At 42.3% G+C, this 17,368-nt stretch carries 19 protein-coding genes and 1 other annotated feature; all 19 genes read left to right on the top strand.

The genetic code is table 11. The features are described 5' to 3' along the window. Window positions 1-235 precede the first annotated feature (235 nt). The 19 genes from ctsR to nusG all read left to right on the top strand — a co-directional run bounded on the left by ctsR (window position 236) and on the right by nusG (window position 17,209). A complete protein-coding gene (gene ctsR / locus MOF34_RS03565) occupies window positions 236-700 on the top strand; it encodes a transcriptional regulator CtsR (protein ID WP_003225724.1) in 465 nt (154 codons plus the stop codon). Window positions 701-713: 13 nt separating this feature from the next. Then, the gene (gene mcsA, locus MOF34_RS03560) at window positions 714-1,271 is read left to right on the top strand and encodes a protein-arginine kinase activator protein McsA (RefSeq protein ID WP_014112328.1); all 558 of its coding nucleotides are present in this window, start codon (window positions 714-716) and stop codon (window positions 1,269-1,271) included. After that, on the top strand, window positions 1,271-2,362 hold the full coding sequence (locus MOF34_RS03555; RefSeq protein ID WP_019713040.1) for a protein arginine kinase: 1,092 nt from the start codon (window positions 1,271-1,273) through the stop codon (window positions 2,360-2,362). Before mcsA ends, MOF34_RS03555 begins: the two co-directional genes overlap by 1 nt. Continuing rightward, the gene (clpC, locus tag MOF34_RS03550; RefSeq protein ID WP_003225731.1) at window positions 2,359-4,791 is read left to right on the top strand and encodes an ATP-dependent protease ATP-binding subunit ClpC; all 2,433 of its coding nucleotides are present in this window, start codon (window positions 2,359-2,361) and stop codon (window positions 4,789-4,791) included. The genes MOF34_RS03555 and clpC overlap by 4 nt, the downstream gene beginning before the upstream one ends. 91 nt (window positions 4,792-4,882) lie before the next feature. Beyond that, complete coding sequence (radA, locus tag MOF34_RS03545; protein WP_019713041.1) at window positions 4,883-6,259, top strand: DNA repair protein RadA; 1,377 nt, start codon at window positions 4,883-4,885, stop codon at window positions 6,257-6,259. Between the two features lie 3 nt (window positions 6,260-6,262). Then, on the top strand, window positions 6,263-7,345 hold the full coding sequence (disA, locus tag MOF34_RS03540; RefSeq protein WP_003225736.1) for a DNA integrity scanning diadenylate cyclase DisA: 1,083 nt from the start codon (window positions 6,263-6,265) through the stop codon (window positions 7,343-7,345). A 111-nt stretch (window positions 7,346-7,456) separates the two neighbouring features. Then, window positions 7,457-8,557: a PIN/TRAM domain-containing protein gene (locus MOF34_RS03535; RefSeq protein ID WP_019713042.1), complete on the top strand. Its 1,101-nt coding sequence runs from the start codon at window positions 7,457-7,459 to the stop codon at window positions 8,555-8,557. A 14-nt stretch (window positions 8,558-8,571) separates the two neighbouring features. After that, entirely contained in the window at window positions 8,572-9,270 is a 699-nt protein-coding gene (ispD, locus tag MOF34_RS03530) for a 2-C-methyl-D-erythritol 4-phosphate cytidylyltransferase (RefSeq protein WP_268398533.1), read from the top strand. Beyond that, window positions 9,263-9,739: a 2-C-methyl-D-erythritol 2,4-cyclodiphosphate synthase gene (gene ispF / locus MOF34_RS03525; protein ID WP_003225745.1), complete on the top strand. Its 477-nt coding sequence runs from the start codon at window positions 9,263-9,265 to the stop codon at window positions 9,737-9,739. Before ispD ends, ispF begins: the two co-directional genes overlap by 8 nt. A 90-nt stretch (window positions 9,740-9,829) precedes the next feature. Continuing rightward, window positions 9,830-11,281, top strand: a complete 1,452-nt coding sequence (gene gltX, locus MOF34_RS03520) for a glutamate--tRNA ligase (protein WP_019713044.1) — start codon at window positions 9,830-9,832, stop codon at window positions 11,279-11,281. Window positions 11,282-11,283: 2 nt separating this feature from the next. After that, window positions 11,284-11,514, top strand: a binding site (T-box leader). A 70-nt stretch (window positions 11,515-11,584) separates the two neighbouring features. Continuing rightward, window positions 11,585-12,238: a serine O-acetyltransferase gene (gene cysE, locus MOF34_RS03515; protein ID WP_019713045.1), complete on the top strand. Its 654-nt coding sequence runs from the start codon at window positions 11,585-11,587 to the stop codon at window positions 12,236-12,238. Beyond that, window positions 12,235-13,635: a cysteine--tRNA ligase gene (gene cysS, locus MOF34_RS03510; RefSeq protein ID WP_268398532.1), complete on the top strand. Its 1,401-nt coding sequence runs from the start codon at window positions 12,235-12,237 to the stop codon at window positions 13,633-13,635. The genes cysE and cysS overlap by 4 nt, the downstream gene beginning before the upstream one ends. Before the next feature lie 3 nt (window positions 13,636-13,638). Continuing rightward, window positions 13,639-14,070, top strand: a complete 432-nt coding sequence (locus MOF34_RS03505) for a mini-ribonuclease 3 (protein ID WP_019713047.1) — start codon at window positions 13,639-13,641, stop codon at window positions 14,068-14,070. Next, a complete protein-coding gene (gene rlmB, locus MOF34_RS03500) occupies window positions 14,054-14,803 on the top strand; it encodes a 23S rRNA (guanosine(2251)-2'-O)-methyltransferase RlmB (RefSeq protein ID WP_268398530.1) in 750 nt (249 codons plus the stop codon). Before MOF34_RS03505 ends, rlmB begins: the two co-directional genes overlap by 17 nt. 6 nt (window positions 14,804-14,809) lie before the next feature. Beyond that, window positions 14,810-15,322: a ribosome-dependent mRNA decay endonuclease Rae1/YacP gene (gene rae1 / locus MOF34_RS03495; RefSeq protein WP_268398527.1), complete on the top strand. Its 513-nt coding sequence runs from the start codon at window positions 14,810-14,812 to the stop codon at window positions 15,320-15,322. A gap of 62 nt (window positions 15,323-15,384) precedes the next feature. Further along, window positions 15,385-16,041, top strand: a complete 657-nt coding sequence (sigH, locus tag MOF34_RS03490) for an RNA polymerase sporulation sigma factor SigH (protein WP_003225758.1) — start codon at window positions 15,385-15,387, stop codon at window positions 16,039-16,041. Window positions 16,042-16,133: 92 nt separating this feature from the next. Next, a complete protein-coding gene (gene rpmG / locus MOF34_RS03485) occupies window positions 16,134-16,283 on the top strand; it encodes a 50S ribosomal protein L33 (protein ID WP_003156421.1) in 150 nt (49 codons plus the stop codon). Window positions 16,284-16,316: 33 nt separating this feature from the next. Continuing rightward, window positions 16,317-16,496 (top strand): preprotein translocase subunit SecE, encoded by a 180-nt coding sequence (gene secE, locus MOF34_RS03480; RefSeq protein WP_003225761.1) that lies wholly within the window; start codon window positions 16,317-16,319, stop codon window positions 16,494-16,496. Window positions 16,497-16,675: 179 nt separating this feature from the next. Beyond that, entirely contained in the window at window positions 16,676-17,209 is a 534-nt protein-coding gene (gene nusG, locus MOF34_RS03475) for a transcription termination/antitermination protein NusG (protein ID WP_003225764.1), read from the top strand. The last annotated feature ends 159 nt before the right edge of the window (window positions 17,210-17,368 follow it).

Genomic DNA, 17,368 nt, shown 5'->3' with positions numbered 1-17,368 from the left:
AGGGCAGCTCATATGAGCTGCCCTTTTTTGTATTCTGGTTTATTAGTATCATAAAACTTCTTTTAATTGTATAATATAATAACTTTACACTGAATTTTAAAGTGGCAATCAGGTTTTATGGGTCGGGAAAGTGGAAATAATAAAGGATAGAGCGAGAAAGTTGAAAATTCTCGAGAAACGCCTTATAGTAAGATTAAAGTCAAATATAGTCAAAGTCAGTAAAGGAGGGGGTTGAGTGGGACATAATATTTCTGACATCATTGAACAATATTTAAAACGTGTGTTAGATCAAAATGGCAAGGAAATTTTAGAGATTAAACGAAGTGAAATTGCAGATAAATTTCAATGCGTTCCTTCCCAAATAAATTATGTCATCAACACCAGATTTACAAGCGAAAGAGGATATATTGTTGAGAGCAAACGCGGGGGCGGCGGTTACATCAGAATCATTAAAATTAAAATGAACAATGAAGTTGTCCTGATCAATAATATTATTTCTCAAATTAATACCCATTTGTCTCAAGCAGCCTCTGATGACATTATTTTAAGGCTATTAGAAGACAAGGTGATTTCAGAAAGAGAAGCAAAAATGATGGTCAGCGTGATGGACCGCTCGGTTTTACACATTGACTTGCCTGAACGTGATGAATTAAGAGCGAGAATGATGAAGGCTATGCTGACATCTTTAAAATTAAAATAAGCGGGTGAAAAGATTGATTTGTCAAGAGTGCCACGAGAGACCTGCCACTTTTCACTTTACAAAGGTTGTTAACGGAGAAAAAATAGAAGTTCATATTTGTGAACAATGTGCCAAAGAAAATAGTGATTCATATGGTATAAGTGCAAATCAAGGTTTCTCTATTCATAATTTACTTTCGGGTTTGCTGAACATGGATTCTTCATTCCAAAATGCAGGAACTCAAATGTTCAGTCACTCGGAGCAAATATCAGCTTGTCCGAAATGCGGAATGACTTTTCAGCAATTTAGAAAAATCGGCCGTTTTGGTTGTTCTGAATGTTATAAAACATTTCATAGCAACATCACACCTATCTTACGTAAAGTGCATAGCGGGAACACTGTGCATGCTGGGAAAATACCGAAGCGTATAGGCGGCAATCTCCATGTCAGACGGCAGATTGACATGCTGAAAAAAGAATTAGAATCCTTAATTCATCAAGAAGAATTTGAGAACGCAGCCCATGTGAGAGATCAAATTCGTTCATTAGAACAATCACTCAAAAGCAAAGATAGTGAGGAGGAACAGGGGTAATGTCGCTAAAGCATTTTATTCAGGACGCACTAAGCAGTTGGATGAAGCAGAAGGGACCTGAAAGTGACATTGTACTCAGCAGCCGCATACGTTTAGCAAGGAACTTTGAACATATACGGTTCCCTACGCGGTATTCCAATGAAGAAGCCTCATCCATCATACAGCAATTTGAAGATCAGTTTTCAGAACAAGAAATTCCCGGAATCGGAAAATTCGTTTTGATCAGAATGAATGATGCACAGGCTTTAGAAAAGCGTGTACTTGTTGAAAAACATCTCATCAGTCCGAATTTGACAGAGTCTCCTTTTGGCGGCTGTTTGCTTTCTGAAAATGAAGAAGTAAGCGTCATGTTAAATGAGGAGGATCATATTAGGATTCAATGTCTATTCCCTGGATTTCAGCTTTTAGAGGCAATGAAAGCCGCTAACCGGGTCGATGACTGGATTGAAGAAAAAGTTGATTATGCTTTTAATGAGCAAAGAGGATACTTAACCAGTTGTCCTACAAATGTAGGTACGGGTTTAAGGGCTTCAGTCATGATGCATCTGCCAGCACTGGTTTTAACTAGGCAAATAAATCGAATTATACCGGCAATTAATCAATTAGGCTTAGTTGTTAGAGGAATTTATGGGGAAGGCAGCGAAGCAGTAGGAAATATCTTTCAAATTTCAAATCAGATCACGCTTGGTAAGTCAGAGCAGGATATTGTAGATGATCTTAACAGTGTTGCCGCCCAGCTAATTGAACAAGAACGATCTGCCCGAGAAGCGCTTTATCAAACCTCTAAAATTGAACTTGAGGATAAGGTATATCGGTCTTATGGGGTCTTGTCCAATTGCCGGATGATAGAATCGAAAGAAACTGCAAAGTGTCTTTCAGACGTTCGGTTGGGCATAGATCTAGGCATTATTAAAGGACTTTCAAGCAACATACTTAATGAACTAATGATTTTGACACAGCCAGGATTTTTACAGCAGTACTCGGGAGGCGCTTTGCGGCCAAACGAAAGAGACATTCGAAGAGCGGCTCTCATCAGAGAACGGCTTCACTTAGAAATGAATGGGAAAAGACAGGAGGATGAATCGATATGATGTTTGGAAGATTTACAGAACGAGCTCAAAAAGTACTGGCGCTCGCACAGGAAGAGGCACTCCGTTTAGGTCATAATAACATTGGCACTGAGCATATTTTATTAGGACTGGTACGAGAAGGGGAAGGGATTGCTGCTAAAGCTCTACAAGCGCTTGGGCTTGGTTCAGATAAAATTCAAAAAGAAGTAGAAAGTTTGATCGGCCGCGGGCAGGAAATGTCTCAAACGATTCATTATACTCCTAGAGCTAAGAAAGTCATTGAACTTTCAATGGATGAAGCAAGAAAGCTCGGGCATTCTTATGTCGGGACAGAACATATTCTTCTTGGTCTGATTCGCGAAGGTGAAGGTGTTGCCGCGAGAGTGCTGAATAACCTCGGTGTCAGCTTAAATAAAGCAAGACAGCAAGTGCTCCAGCTATTAGGAAGCAATGAAACAGGATCATCAGCGACAGGTACAAACAGCAATGCGAATACGCCTACGCTTGACAGCTTGGCAAGAGACTTAACTGCTATTGCGAAGGAAGACAGTCTTGATCCTGTAATCGGCAGAAGTAAGGAAATTCAGCGTGTGATCGAAGTGTTAAGCCGCAGAACGAAAAACAACCCTGTTCTCATTGGTGAACCAGGTGTAGGTAAAACGGCTATCGCAGAAGGTTTGGCACAGCAAATTATCAATAACGAAGTTCCCGAAATCTTGCGCGATAAACGCGTGATGACATTAGACATGGGAACAGTTGTTGCCGGCACAAAATACCGCGGTGAATTTGAGGACCGCCTGAAAAAAGTCATGGATGAAATTCGCCAGGCAGGAAACATCATTCTATTCATCGATGAGCTTCATACATTAATCGGAGCGGGCGGAGCTGAAGGTGCCATTGACGCATCTAACATTTTAAAACCTTCACTTGCTCGCGGTGAACTTCAATGTATTGGAGCGACGACTCTTGATGAGTACCGTAAATATATTGAAAAAGATGCAGCGTTGGAACGCCGTTTTCAGCCGATTCAGGTTGATCAGCCATCTGCAGATGAAAGTATTCAAATTTTAAAAGGCTTGCGTGACCGATATGAAGCTCACCACCGTGTATCAATTACAGATGATGCCATTGAAGCTGCGGTTAAGCTTTCTGACAGATATATTTCTGACCGTTTCCTTCCGGATAAAGCAATTGACTTAATCGATGAAGCGGGTTCAAAGGTGAGACTGCGCTCCTTTACAACACCTCCTAACTTAAAAGAGCTTGAACAGAAGCTTGATGAGGTTCGTAAAGAGAAGGATGCGGCAGTGCAAAGCCAAGAGTTTGAAAAGGCAGCTTCTTTGCGTGATACTGAGCAGCGCCTGCGCGAGCAAGTAGAGGATACGAAGAAATCATGGAAAGAGAAGCAAGGGCAGGAAAACTCAGAGGTTACTGTTGATGATATTGCGATGGTTGTATCCAGCTGGACTGGGGTGCCTGTATCCAAAATCGCCCAAACTGAAACTGATAAGCTTCTCAATATGGAAAGCATTCTTCACTCCCGTGTCATTGGCCAGGATGAAGCAGTTGTAGCTGTAGCAAAAGCAGTCAGACGTGCGAGAGCAGGATTAAAAGATCCTAAACGCCCAATCGGCTCATTCATTTTCTTAGGCCCTACAGGTGTAGGTAAGACAGAGCTGGCGCGAGCACTTGCTGAATCGATTTTCGGTGATGAGGAAGCCATGATCAGAATTGATATGTCTGAGTACATGGAAAAACACTCAACTTCAAGACTTGTCGGTTCACCTCCGGGATATGTGGGATACGATGAAGGCGGCCAATTAACAGAGAAAGTCAGAAGAAAACCTTACTCTGTCGTGCTTCTTGATGAGATTGAGAAAGCGCATCCTGATGTCTTCAATATCCTCCTGCAAGTTCTTGAAGACGGACGATTGACTGATTCTAAAGGACGCACAGTCGATTTCCGCAATACCATTCTGATTATGACGTCAAACGTCGGAGCAAGTGAGCTGAAACGCAATAAATATGTCGGCTTTAACGTTCAAGATGAGACGCAAAATCATAAAGACATGAAAGATAAAGTGATGGGTGAATTGAAACGTGCGTTCAGACCCGAGTTTATCAACCGGATCGATGAAATCATTGTCTTCCATTCACTTGAGAAAAAACATCTCACTGAAATCGTGTCATTGATGTCTGATCAATTAACGAAACGCCTGAAAGAACAAGATCTTTCTATCGAATTGACCGATGCTGCAAAAGCGAAAGTTGCGGAAGAGGGCGTTGACTTGGAATACGGCGCCCGTCCGTTAAGAAGAGCTATCCAAAAACATGTCGAAGACCGTTTATCTGAAGAACTACTCAGAGGTAATATTCATAAAGGACAGCATATCGTTCTCGATGTAGAAGACGGCGAATTTGTCGTAAAAACGACTGCTAAAACGAATTAATATAGAAGACGAAAATGAGGCATACAGCATGTAAGTGTATGCCTCACTTTCATATTAAGAAATAGAACAAGGGAGAGGTCTTACACTATATATGGCTAAAACAAAATCGAAATTCATCTGCCAATCCTGCGGTTACGAGTCTCCAAAATGGATGGGGAAATGTCCGGGCTGCGGTGCTTGGAATACTATGGTGGAAGAAATGGTTAAAAAAGCGCCGGCCAATCGGAGAGCAGCTTTTTCTCATTCAGTTCAAACTGTACAAAAACCTTCACCTATTACATCAATCGAAACATCAGAAGAACCTCGGGTTAAAACCCAGCTTGGCGAGTTTAACAGGGTGCTCGGCGGGGGCGTCGTCAAAGGCTCACTCGTTTTAATCGGCGGCGATCCTGGTATTGGAAAGTCAACGTTATTACTGCAGGTTTCCGCTCAATTATCAGATTCATCGAACAGTGTGCTGTACATTTCGGGAGAAGAATCAGTAAAGCAAACGAAACTGAGAGCAGATCGTCTTGGCATTAATAGTCCGTCACTGCATGTTTTATCTGAAACCGATATGGAGTATATTTCGTCTGCTATACAAGAGATGAATCCAGCGTTTGTCGTTGTAGACTCTATTCAAACGGTTTACCAAAGCGACATTACATCGGCTCCGGGCAGTGTGTCACAGGTCAGAGAATGTACCGCTGAGCTGATGAAAATTGCAAAAACAAAAGGTATTCCGATTTTTATCGTAGGGCATGTGACGAAGGAAGGGTCGATTGCGGGGCCAAGACTGTTGGAGCATATGGTCGACACTGTTTTATATTTTGAAGGGGAACGTCACCATACTTTCCGTATTTTACGGGCTGTAAAAAACCGTTTTGGTTCTACAAATGAAATGGGCATTTTTGAAATGCGAGAAGAGGGGCTCACTGAGGTTTTGAACCCTTCAGAAATTTTCTTGGAAGAACGTTCAGCGGGATCCGCAGGCTCAAGCATAACTGCTTCTATGGAGGGCACAAGACCGATTCTCGTTGAAATCCAGGCGCTCATCTCGCCAACAAGCTTTGGCAATCCGCGGCGTATGGCAACAGGAATAGACCATAACAGGGTTTCGCTGTTAATGGCTGTGTTAGAAAAAAGAGTTGGGCTGCTGCTGCAAAATCAGGACGCTTATTTGAAAGTGGCCGGCGGCGTAAAGCTTGATGAACCGGCAATTGATCTTGCTATTGCGATCAGTATCGCATCCAGCTTTAGAGATACACCTCCAAATCCTGCAGATTGTTTTATAGGAGAAGTGGGATTAACCGGAGAAGTCCGGCGGGTTTCAAGAATTGAACAGCGTGTGAAAGAAGCGGCTAAGCTTGGTTTTACACGCATGATCATACCCGCGGCAAATCTGGATGGATGGACGAAACCAAAAGGGATTGAGGTTATCGGAGTAGCAAATGTTGCAGAGGCGCTTCGTACTTCATTAGGAGGATAATAGATGGAAAAAGAGAAAAAAGGGGCGAAACACGAGTTAGACCTGTCATCTATATTGCAGTTTGTTGCTCCGGGTACACCGCTCAGAGCAGGGATGGAAAACGTCTTGAGAGCAAATACAGGCGGTCTGATTGTTGTTGGATATAATGATAAAGTAAAAGAAGTAGTGGACGGCGGCTTTCACATAAATACGGCTTTTTCTCCGGCTCATTTGTATGAGTTGGCTAAAATGGATGGAGCGATCATTTTAAGTGATTCAGGTCAAAAAATCCTCTACGCTAATACACAACTGATGCCAGATGCCACAATTTCTTCGTCAGAAACAGGAATGCGGCACCGTACTGCCGAAAGAGTAGCTAAGCAAACTGGCTGTCTCGTGATTGCTATTTCTGAAAGAAGAAATGTTATAACGTTATATCAGGAAAACATGAAGTATACACTAAAAGACATAGGATTTATTTTAACCAAAGCGAACCAAGCTATACAAACACTTGAAAAATATAAGACAATCCTCGACAAAACAATTAACGCACTGAATGCATTAGAGTTTGAGGAGCTTGTTACCTTCAGTGATGTCTTGTCTGTCATGCATCGTTATGAAATGGTGCTGAGAATCAAAAACGAAATCAACATGTATATCAAAGAGCTGGGAACAGAAGGACATCTGATCAAGCTGCAAGTTATTGAATTGATTACGGATATGGAAGAAGAGGCCGCTTTATTTATTAAGGATTATGTGAAAGAAAAGATTAAAGATCCGTTTGTTCTCTTGAAAGAGCTGCAGGATATGTCCAGTTATGATCTGCTGGATGATTCCATTGTGTATAAGCTCCTCGGTTATCCGGCTTCTACAAATCTTGATGATTATGTATTGCCTAGAGGATACAGGCTGTTAAATAAGATACCGCGTCTTCCGATGCCGATTGTTGAAAATGTTGTAGAAGCATTTGGAGTCCTACCAAGGATTATTGAGGCGAGTGCAGAAGAACTAGATGAAGTTGAGGGAATCGGTGAAGTACGAGCCCAAAAAATCAAAAAAGGTTTAAAACGCCTGCAAGAGAAGCATTATTTAGATAGACAGCTGTGATTTCGGTTAAAACCTTATGAATACGGGTATATTAATGTTGGTTTTTGTTTATTCTGATATTCGTAGGATCATAAAAATTTGTGAAATAAAATGTTAAAAGGAGGTGGGGGTATGTTAAAACGAATAGTTCAGGCGTTCTTCATTATCTTTGGCGGCGTTGTTGGTATATTTTTAATACCTGAATTGTTTGTACTGTTAAGTATACAGGACATACCTTTAATAACAAACGCATATACGTCTGCGGCAATAGGAGCAATTATCTTTTTTCTCATCAGTATATGGGGTACAGAATACGTTGTGAACTGGATGAAGTGGATAGAGGATTCATTGTTAAAAGCGCCGGTTCCAGATTTGTTATTTGGAAGTCTTGGCCTGGTTTTTGGACTTATAATCGCTTATCTTATCGTAAATGTTATTCCTTTAGACAATATACCTTACCGCATATTCAGTACAATCATCCCTGTGTTTTTAGCGTTCTTCCTCGGTTATCTTGGCTTCCAGGTGGGCTTTAAGAAAAAGGATGAATTGATCAGCCTGTTTTCCATTTCTGCCAGAATGCAAAAGAAAAAAGGAACAGCGGATGAAGAACATGAGGTTCAGGACAAGAAGCTGAAAATTTTGGACACAAGTGTTATTATTGATGGGAGAATAGCAGATATTTGTCAGACTGGGTTTTTAGAGGGGATTATCGTGATTCCGCAGTTTGTCCTTGAGGAATTGCAGCATATTGCTGATTCTTCAGATGTTTTAAAACGAAACAGAGGACGACGCGGTCTTGATATCCTAAACCGGATTCAGAAAGAATTAGACATTGAAGTTGAAATTTATGAAGGCGACTTTGAAGATATCCAGGAGGTTGACAGCAAGCTCGTCAAACTCGCTAAGCTGACATCCGGAGTCGTCGTAACGAATGATTTTAATCTAAATAAAGTATGCGAGCTTCAGAAGGTAGCAGTATTAAACATTAATGACCTTGCCAATGCGGTCAAGCCTGTTGTTCTTCCTGGCGAGGAAATGAATGTTCAGGTCATTAAGGACGGGAAAGAGCATAATCAGGGAGTTGCCTACTTGGATGACGGTACGATGATTGTCGTTGAAGAAGGGCGCAATTATATCGGCAAGCATATTGATGTACTCGTTACAAGTGTGCTGCAAACAGCAGCGGGACGAATGATTTTTGCTAAGCCCAAGCTGTTGGAGAAGGCGCTGTAAAGGGAGAAAAAACAATGAGTTATGATGTGGTGATTCCTGCAGCCGGACAGGGAAAACGGATGAAGGCGGGGAGAAATAAACTGTTCATTGAGCTGAAAGGAGACCCGGTGATCATTCACACGTTAAGAGTGTTTGACAGCCACCGGCCGTGTGAAAAAATCATCTTGGTGATTAATGAGCGCGAGCGGAAGCACTTTCAGCAATTGCTGACCGATTATCCATTTCAAACTCCTATTGAGCTTGTTGCAGGCGGAGATGAGCGGCAGCACAGTGTTTATAAAGGGCTGAAAGCCGTGAAACAAGAAAAGATAGTTCTTGTTCACGACGGCGCCCGGCCTTTTATAAAGCATGAACAAATAGATAAACTGATCGCTGAAGCGGAACAGGCAGGAGCGGCCATCCTCGCTGTCCCAGTAAAAGATACGATTAAACGCGTTCAAGATTTACAAGTCTGTGAGACGATTGAACGTTCAAGCTTGTGGGCTGTCCAAACGCCACAAGCTTTTCGTCTTTCTTTATTGATGAAGGCCCACGCTGAGGCGGAGCATAAGGGATTTTTAGGGACGGATGACGCCAGCCTCGTTGAAGAGATGGAGGGCGGTTCGGTCCGCGTTGTAGAAGGCAGCTATACAAATATTAAGCTGACGACGCCAGACGATTTAACGTCAGCTGAAGCTATCATGGAATCAGAAAGTAGGAATAATCATGTTTAGAATTGGACAAGGCTTTGATGTTCATCAATTAGTGGAGGGCCGCCCTCTTATTATTGGCGGAATTGAAATCCCGTATGAAAAAGGGCTGCTCGGCCATTCTGATGCAGACGTATTGCTGCATACCGTCGCTGACGCCTGCCTCGGGGCTGTTGGAGAAGGTGACATCGGCAAGCATTTTCCTGATACTGATCCCGAGTTCAAGGATGCAGATTCTTTCAAATTACTTCAGCATGTCTGGGGGATTGTGAAACAGAAGGGGTATGTTCTTGGAAACATTGACTGCACCATCATTGCACAGAAGCCAAAGATGCTGCCGTACATAGAAGATATGAGAAAAAGAATTGCTGAAGGGCTTGAGGCGGACGTTTCTCAAGTAAATGTAAAAGCAACAACGACAGAAAAGCTTGGATTTACAGGCCGAGCGGAAGGAATAGCGGCTCAAGCGACAGTACTGATACAAAAAGGCTAACTTGCTTTGATGCCGGGTCTATTTGGTGGTAGAATAGATTCATACATTTTTGCCTGAGGCCATACATGACATGAAAGGAAGTATTTGAAAATGGGAAACGAAGTACGCGTCCGTTATGCACCGAGTCCAACAGGACATTTGCATATTGGAAATGCCAGAACGGCGCTTTTTAATTATTTATTTGCCCGCAATCAAGGCGGTAAGTTTATTATTCGTGTTGAGGACACTGATAAAAAGCGCAATATTGAGGGCGGAGAACAAAGCCAGCTTAATTATTTGAAATGGCTTGGTATTGACTGGGATGAGAGTGTGGATGTCGGCGGTGAGTACGGCCCATACCGTCAATCAGAGCGTAACGATATCTATAAAGTGTATTATGAAGAGCTTCTTGAAAAAGGGCTTGCTTATAAATGTTACTGTACGGAAGAAGAGCTTGAAAAAGAGCGTGAAGAACAAATTGCACGCGGAGAAATGCCGCGTTATTCCGGAAAACACAGAAATCTGACTCAGGAAGAACAGGAGAAATTTATTGCTGAAGGCAGAAAGCCAAGTATTCGTTTCCGTGTGCCGGAAGGAAAAATCATTGCCTTCAACGATATCGTAAAAGGCGAAATTTCTTTCGAATCAGATGGCATTGGCGACTTTGTTATTGTGAAAAAGGACGGAACGCCGACTTACAACTTCGCGGTAGCTATTGATGACTACTTAATGAAAATGACACACGTGCTGCGCGGTGAGGATCATATTTCTAACACACCGAAACAGATTATGATTTTTCAAGCATTCGGATGGGATATTCCTCAGTTCGGACACATGACGCTGATTGTAAATGAAAGCCGTAAAAAGCTCAGCAAACGCGATGAGTCCATAATTCAATTCATCGAGCAGTATAAAGAGCTTGGCTACTTGCCGGAAGCGCTGTTCAACTTTATCGGACTGCTTGGCTGGTCACCGGTTGGAGAAGAAGAGCTATTCACAAAAGAACAGTTTATCGATATTTTTGATGTAAACCGTTTATCTAAATCACCAGCTTTATTTGATATGCATAAGCTAAAATGGGTTAACAATCAATACGTGAAGAAGCTGGAGCTTGATCAGGTTGTTGAACTGACGCTTCCGCATCTGCAAAAAGCCGGCAAAGTTGGCGCTGAGCTTTCTGCTGAAGAACAAGAATGGGTTCGTAAACTGATTTCCCTGTATCATGAGCAATTAAGCTACGGTGCGGAAATTGTTGAGTTGACTGATTTGTTCTTTACGGATGAGATCGAGTATAATCAAGAAGCAAAGGCTGTTCTGGAGGAGGAGCAGGTTCCTGAAGTGCTCAGCACATTCGCTGCGAAGCTTGAAGAGCTTGAGGAGTTCACTCCGGATAACATCAAAGCATCAATCAAAGCGGTGCAGAAAGAAACTGGCCATAAAGGGAAAAAACTGTTTATGCCGATCCGTGTTGCTGTAACAGGGCAAACTCACGGTCCGGAACTGCCGCAATCAATTGAATTGATCGGTAAAGAAATTGCAATTCAGCGTTTGAAAAATATTTAAATAAACGATTGTTGACAGGGAAGAGTATAAAGCTTTAGGCCATTACAGAAAGGATCTTCATTGGCTGAGAGAGATCCATGAGCCGGGTTTTAGAAGTGCGCCCTTAAGACCTCTGAAGAACATTTTTCGAAATCAGTATTCAAAGGCGGCCGCCGCCGTTACAGGCTGAAGTTGGGAGAGCAGGAGTCTGCTTTTCAAACAGAGTGGAACCGCGCGGTTTAAGCGTCTCTGTCATGTTTTCATGCAGAGGCGCTTTTTTTATTGGGTGAAGAGGAAATCAAATAGAGAAGTGGGGGGAAGCATGTGTTTTTTAGAATGCTCAAAGAAGACATTGATACAGTGTTCGATCAAGATCCAGCAGCAAGAAGTTATTTTGAAGTGATTTTAACTTATTCCGGTTTACATGCTATATGGGCGCATCGGATTGCACATGCTTTATATAAACGAAAATTTTATTTCCTTGCACGCCTTATATCTCAGGTAAGCCGATTTTTTACCGGGATCGAAATCCACCCCGGCGCTACGATTGGGAGAAAATTTTTCATAGACCACGGTATGGGGGTTGTCATTGGGGAGACATGTGAAATCGGCAATAACGTAACCGTTTTTCAGGGGGTTACCCTCGGGGGAACGGGGAAAGAAAAGGGAAAAAGGCACCCAACAATTAAAGATGACGCATTGATAGCTACAGGTGCTAAAGTGCTCGGTTCAATTACTGTCGGTGAAGGCTCAAAGATTGGAGCTGGTTCAGTCGTGCTGCACGATGTTCCTGATTTTTCAACAGTTGTCGGCATCCCTGGGCGGGTCGTTGTACAAAATGGCAAGAAAGTAAGACGCGATTTAAACCATCAGGATTTGCCCGATCCGGTTGCTGATCGCTTTAAGTCTTTGGAACAGCAGATTTTAGAGCTGAAGGCAGAACTTGAAGACAGAAAAGAAAGGATCAATCAAAAATGACAATCACTCTCTATAATACATTGACTAGACAGAAGGAAACATTCGTTCCTCTTGAAGAGGGAAAAGTGAAAATGTACGTATGCGGACCAACGGTTTACAATTACATTCACATCGGTAACGCTCGCCCGGCTATCGTATACGATACGGTTCGAAACTATCTGGAGTATAAAGGCTATGATGTGCAGTATGTATCAAACTTCACAGACGTAGACGATAAATTAATTAAAGCGGCAAATGAACTCGGTGAGGATGTACCTGCCATTTCAGAGCGTTTTATAAAGGCATACTTTGAAGATGTAGGTGCGCTCGGATGCCGAAAAGCCGATCTTCATCCGCGAGTGATGGAAAACATGGATGCGATTATCGAATTCGTAGATCAGCTCGTGAAAAAGGGCTACGCTTATGAATCAGAAGGTGACGTTTATTTCAAAACAAGAGCATTTGAAGGGTACGGAAAGCTTTCTCAGCAATCAATTGATGAACTGAGATCAGGTGCACGCATCCGGGTCGGCGAGAAAAAAGAAGATGCTCTTGATTTCGCGTTGTGGAAAGCAGCAAAAGAAGGAGAAATCTCTTGGGATAGCCCTTGGGGAAAAGGCCGTCCGGGCTGGCACATTGAATGCTCAGCGATGGTGAAAAAGTATTTGGGTGACCAGATTGATATCCATGCGGGCGGACAGGATTTGACGTTCCCACACCATGAAAATGAAATTGCACAATCTGAGGCGCTGACAGGCAAAACGTTTGCGAAGTACTGGCTTCATAATGGCTATATCAATATTGATAATGAAAAAATGTCAAAATCTCTAGGCAACTTTGTGCTTGTGCATGACATCATTAAACAGCATGATCCGCAACTTTTGAGATTCTTTATGCTTTCTGTTCATTATCGTCATCCGATTAACTATTCAGAAGAGCTTCTGGAGAATACAAAAAGCGCATTTAACCGGTTGAAAACGGCGTACAGCAACCTTCAGCACCGTCTGAACAGCAGTACGAATTTAACGGAAGATGACGATCAATGGCTGGAGAAGGTCGAAGAGCATCGCAAAGCATTCGAAGAAGCGATGGACGATGACTTTAATACGGCGAATGCGATCTCTGTCTTGTTCGACTTAGCGAAGCATGCCAATTATTATCTTCAGAAAGATCATACTGCTGATCATGTGATCACGGCGTTTATCGACATGTTTGACCGCATTGTATCTGTTCTCGGTTTTTCATTGGGCGAGCAGGAACTTCTCGATCAAGAGATTGAAGACTTAATCGAAAAAAGAAATGAAGCGCGCCGAAATCGCGATTTTGCACTGTCAGATCAGATCCGCGACCAGTTGAAAAGCATGAATATCATTCTCGAAGATACGGCTCAAGGCACTCGCTGGAAACGGGGAGAATAACGGATGCTTGATTTTGAAACGATAAAAAATTCAAAGCAGCTTAACGGTCTTGCACTTGCTTATATAGGTGATGCCATTTTTGAAGTGTATGTAAGGCATCACCTGCTTAAGCAGGGTTTTACCAAACCAAATGATCTTCATAAGAAATCAAGCCGGATTGTATCGGCAAAGTCACAGGCTGAGATCCTATTCTTTCTGCAGGATCAATCATTTTTTACGGAAGAAGAGGAAGCGGTGCTGAAAAGAGGAAGAAATGCCAAGTCGGGAACGACACCTAAAAATACAGATGTTCAGACGTACCGCTACAGTACAGCATTTGAAGCGCTGCTGGGCCACCTTTTTCTAGAGAAAAAAGAGGAAAGACTTAGTCAGCTCGTTGCCGAAGCTATACAATTCGGGACGTCAGGGAGGAAAACAAATGAGTCAGCAACATGATTACGTCATAGGGAAAAATGCAGTGATCGAGACGTTAAAATCAGATCGTAAGCTGTATAAGCTGTGGATGGCGGAAAACACCGTAAAGGGACAAGCACAGCAGGTGATGGAGCTTGCGAAAAAGCAGGGAATCACGATTCAATATGTCCCGAGAAAAAAACTCGATCAAATGGTGACAGGGCAGCATCAAGGCGTAGTGGCACAAGTTGCAGCGTATGAATATGCAGAACTGGACGATTTATATAAAGCAGCCGAAGAAAGAAATGAACAGCCTTTCTTCCTCATTCTGGACGAGCTTGAAGACCCTCATAATCTCGGTTCCATTATGAGAACAGCTGATGCGGTTGGCGCACATGGCATTGTGATACCAAAACGGAGAGCGGTCGGGCTGACAACAACAGTGGCAAAAGCCTCAACAGGGGCAATTGAGCACATCCCTGTAGCGAGAGTCACCAATTTAGCGCGGACGTTAGAAGAAATAAAAGAGCGGGGTATCTGGGTTGTCGGAACGGATGCATCAGCGCGTGAGGATTACCGCAATATGGACGGCAATATGCCTTTGGCTCTAGTCATTGGAAGTGAAGGAAAAGGGATGGGCCGCCTTGTAAAAGAAAAGTGTGATTTTCTCATTAAACTCCCGATGGCTGGGAAGGTAACTTCACTGAATGCATCTGTCGCGGCTGGTCTTTTGATGTATGAAGTCTATCGGAAACGAAACCCTCTGGGAGAATAAAGACCCATGGATATCCTGTTAGTAGACGGATACAACATGATTGGAGCCTGGCCGCAGCTGAAGGATTTAAAAGCGAACAGTTTTGAAGAGGCGAGGGACGTACTGATTCAGAAAATGGCGGAATATCAATCGTATACTGGAAACAGGATTATTGTTGTTTTTGACGCGCATCTCGTAAAAGGGCTTGAGAAGAAACAGACCAACCACAGAGTTGAAGTGATTTTTACAAAAGAAAATGAGACGGCTGATGAGCGGATAGAAAAGCTTGCTCAGGCTTTGAATAATATTGCAACTCAAATTCATGTTGCAACCTCTGACTATACTGAACAGTGGGCGATTTTCGGACAGGGAGCATTGCGGAAATCGGCCCGGGAGCTTTTGAGAGAGGTAGAAGCGATTGAAAGGCGAATAGAGAGACGGGTAAGAAAAATCACTTCCGAAAAGCCGGCGGGTAAAATTGCTTTATCGGAAGAGGTTTTGAAAACGTTTGAAAAGTGGAGGCGGGGAGACTTAGATTAAGTTGACGCTTTTTTGCCCAATACTGTATAATATTTCTATCTACGTGCGCCGGGGGGATCGGAGTGAATCTACAGAACAACAAGGGAAAATTCAACAAAGAGCAGTTTTGCCAGTTGGAGGACGAGCAGGTCATTGAAAAGGTTCATGTTGGGGACAGTGATGCGTTAGATTACTTGATTACAAAGTACCGAAACTTTGTTCGGGCAAAAGCAAGATCCTATTTTTTAATAGGAGCGGACAGAGAAGATATTGTTCAGGAAGGTATGATAGGCCTCTATAAGTCTATTCGTGACTTCAAAGAGGACAAGCTTACCTCCTTCAAAGCTTTCGCAGAATTATGTATTACCCGCCAAATTATTACCGCAATAAAAACAGCTACTCGCCAGAAACACATTCCTTTGAATTCCTACGTCTCATTAGATAAACCGATTTTTGATGAAGAATCAGACCGAACGCTGCTTGATGTCATTTCAGGAGCGAAAACCTTAAATCCTGAAGAAATGATTATCAATCAGGAAGAATTTGATGACATTGAAATGAAAATGGGAGAACTATTAAGTGATTTAGAGAGAAAAGTACTCGTCTTATATCTCGACGGGAGAAGTTACCAAGAGATTTCCGATGAACTGAACCGGCATGTGAAATCGATCGATAATGCCCTTCAGCGTGTGAAACGCAAGCTGGAAAAGTACTTGGAAATTCGCGAAATCAGTTTGTAATATGGTTTTATGTTGTATTGACAGTAATTTTCTGACTGTGATATGTTACTAGAGATAAGTACTAATGTCTATTTAGAAAAAGGTGTAATGACATGAGAAAAAAGATTACGTTAGCATGCAAGACATGCGGAAACCGTAATTATACGACAATGAAGAGCTCTGCATCAGCGGCTGAGCGATTAGAAGTAAAGAAATACTGCAGTACTTGCAATTCACATACAGCTCATCTTGAAACAAAATAGTGTTTGCGCTTTTAAATTGTGGAGGTCTTTTACATGCGTATTATGAGATTCTTTAAAGATGTTGGGAAAGAAATGAAAAAGGTAAGCTGGCCTAAAGGAAAAGAGTTAACGCGTTATACCATTACGGTAATTTCAACAGTTATCTTTTTTATTCTCTTTTTTGCCCTCCTTGACACAGGAATTTCTCAATTAATTCGTTTAATAGTTGAATAATGATCAGCAATACGTGCTATAATAGATCATAATATCACTTGCCAAAACCCGTTCAGCGGGTTTTTTATTGTGGGTTAAAATGAAAGTTATCATAGGTTTGCTGCCTATTTTTTGAAGGGTTATGGTCATTCACTAAAAACCAAATGCGGGGAGGGAAGGACTGGAGAGTCCTGAAGAGAATGGAAAAGAATTGGTATGTTGTTCACACGTACTCTGGTTATGAGAATAAAGTAAAAGCCAACTTGGAAAAACGTGTTGAATCAATGGGGATGCAGGATAAAATTTTCCGTGTAGTCGTACCTGAGGAAGAAGAAACGGATATCAAAAACGGCAAGAAAAAAGTCGTGAAAAAGAAAGTGTTCCCTGGTTATGTACTTGTTGAAATTGTAATGACAGACGACTCTTGGTATGTTGTCCGCAACACGCCGGGTGTTACTGGATTCGTAGGATCTGCCGGCTCTGGCTCAAAACCGACGCCGCTGCTTCCGGGTGAAGCTGAAACCATTCTGAAGAGAATGGGCATGGACGAACGCAAAACGGACATTGACTTTGAATTAAAAGAGACAGTGAAAGTGATAGACGGACCTTTTGCCAACTTTACTGGATCAATTGAAGAGATTGACTACGATAAAAGCAAGGTTAAAGTTTTCGTTAATATGTTCGGCCGTGAAACGCCGGTTGAGCTGGAATTTACCCAGATCGACAAATTGTAATGTGAAAAAACTTGAAATTGCTATATATAAATGATAATATAGCAAAGGTACGTCTTGGACTTATCCAAGGCAGCTAGCTTGATATTTCATCATTCATATAAAGAATGAAACCTTGAGTGGGAGGGTTTACCCTATTACCACATCACGGACTTAAGGAGG

Source organism: Bacillus sp. T17B1 (genome assembly GCF_026796395.1).
GTDB lineage: Bacteria > Bacillota > Bacilli > Bacillales > Bacillaceae > Bacillus > Bacillus spizizenii_A.
This window is presented reverse-complemented; position numbering and strand designations above follow the sequence as displayed.

Bases quoted from the DNA above. Each gene is read 5' to 3' on its own strand.
- MOF34_RS03555 (WP_019713040.1), top strand. From the start codon at position 1,271: ATGTCGCTAAAGCATTTTATTCAGGACGCACTAAGCAGTTGGATGAAG.
- clpC (WP_003225731.1), top strand. From the start codon at position 2,359: ATGATGTTTGGAAGATTTACAGAACGAGCTCAAAAAGTACTGGCGCTC.
- radA (WP_019713041.1), top strand. From the start codon at position 4,883: ATGGCTAAAACAAAATCGAAATTCATCTGCCAATCCTGCGGTTACGAG.
- disA (WP_003225736.1), top strand. From the start codon at position 6,263: ATGGAAAAAGAGAAAAAAGGGGCGAAACACGAGTTAGACCTGTCATCT.
- MOF34_RS03535 (WP_019713042.1), top strand. From the start codon at position 7,457: ATGTTAAAACGAATAGTTCAGGCGTTCTTCATTATCTTTGGCGGCGTT.
- ispD (WP_268398533.1), top strand. From the start codon at position 8,572: ATGAGTTATGATGTGGTGATTCCTGCAGCCGGACAGGGAAAACGGATG.
- ispF (WP_003225745.1), top strand. From the start codon at position 9,263: ATGTTTAGAATTGGACAAGGCTTTGATGTTCATCAATTAGTGGAGGGC.
- gltX (WP_019713044.1), top strand. From the start codon at position 9,830: ATGGGAAACGAAGTACGCGTCCGTTATGCACCGAGTCCAACAGGACAT.
- cysS (WP_268398532.1), top strand. From the start codon at position 12,235: ATGACAATCACTCTCTATAATACATTGACTAGACAGAAGGAAACATTC.
- MOF34_RS03505 (WP_019713047.1), top strand. From the start codon at position 13,639: ATGCTTGATTTTGAAACGATAAAAAATTCAAAGCAGCTTAACGGTCTT.
- rlmB (WP_268398530.1), top strand. From the start codon at position 14,054: ATGAGTCAGCAACATGATTACGTCATAGGGAAAAATGCAGTGATCGAG.
- rae1 (WP_268398527.1), top strand. From the start codon at position 14,810: ATGGATATCCTGTTAGTAGACGGATACAACATGATTGGAGCCTGGCCG.
- rpmG (WP_003156421.1), top strand. From the start codon at position 16,134: ATGAGAAAAAAGATTACGTTAGCATGCAAGACATGCGGAAACCGTAAT.
- secE (WP_003225761.1), top strand. From the start codon at position 16,317: ATGCGTATTATGAGATTCTTTAAAGATGTTGGGAAAGAAATGAAAAAG.
- nusG (WP_003225764.1), top strand. From the start codon at position 16,676: ATGGAAAAGAATTGGTATGTTGTTCACACGTACTCTGGTTATGAGAAT.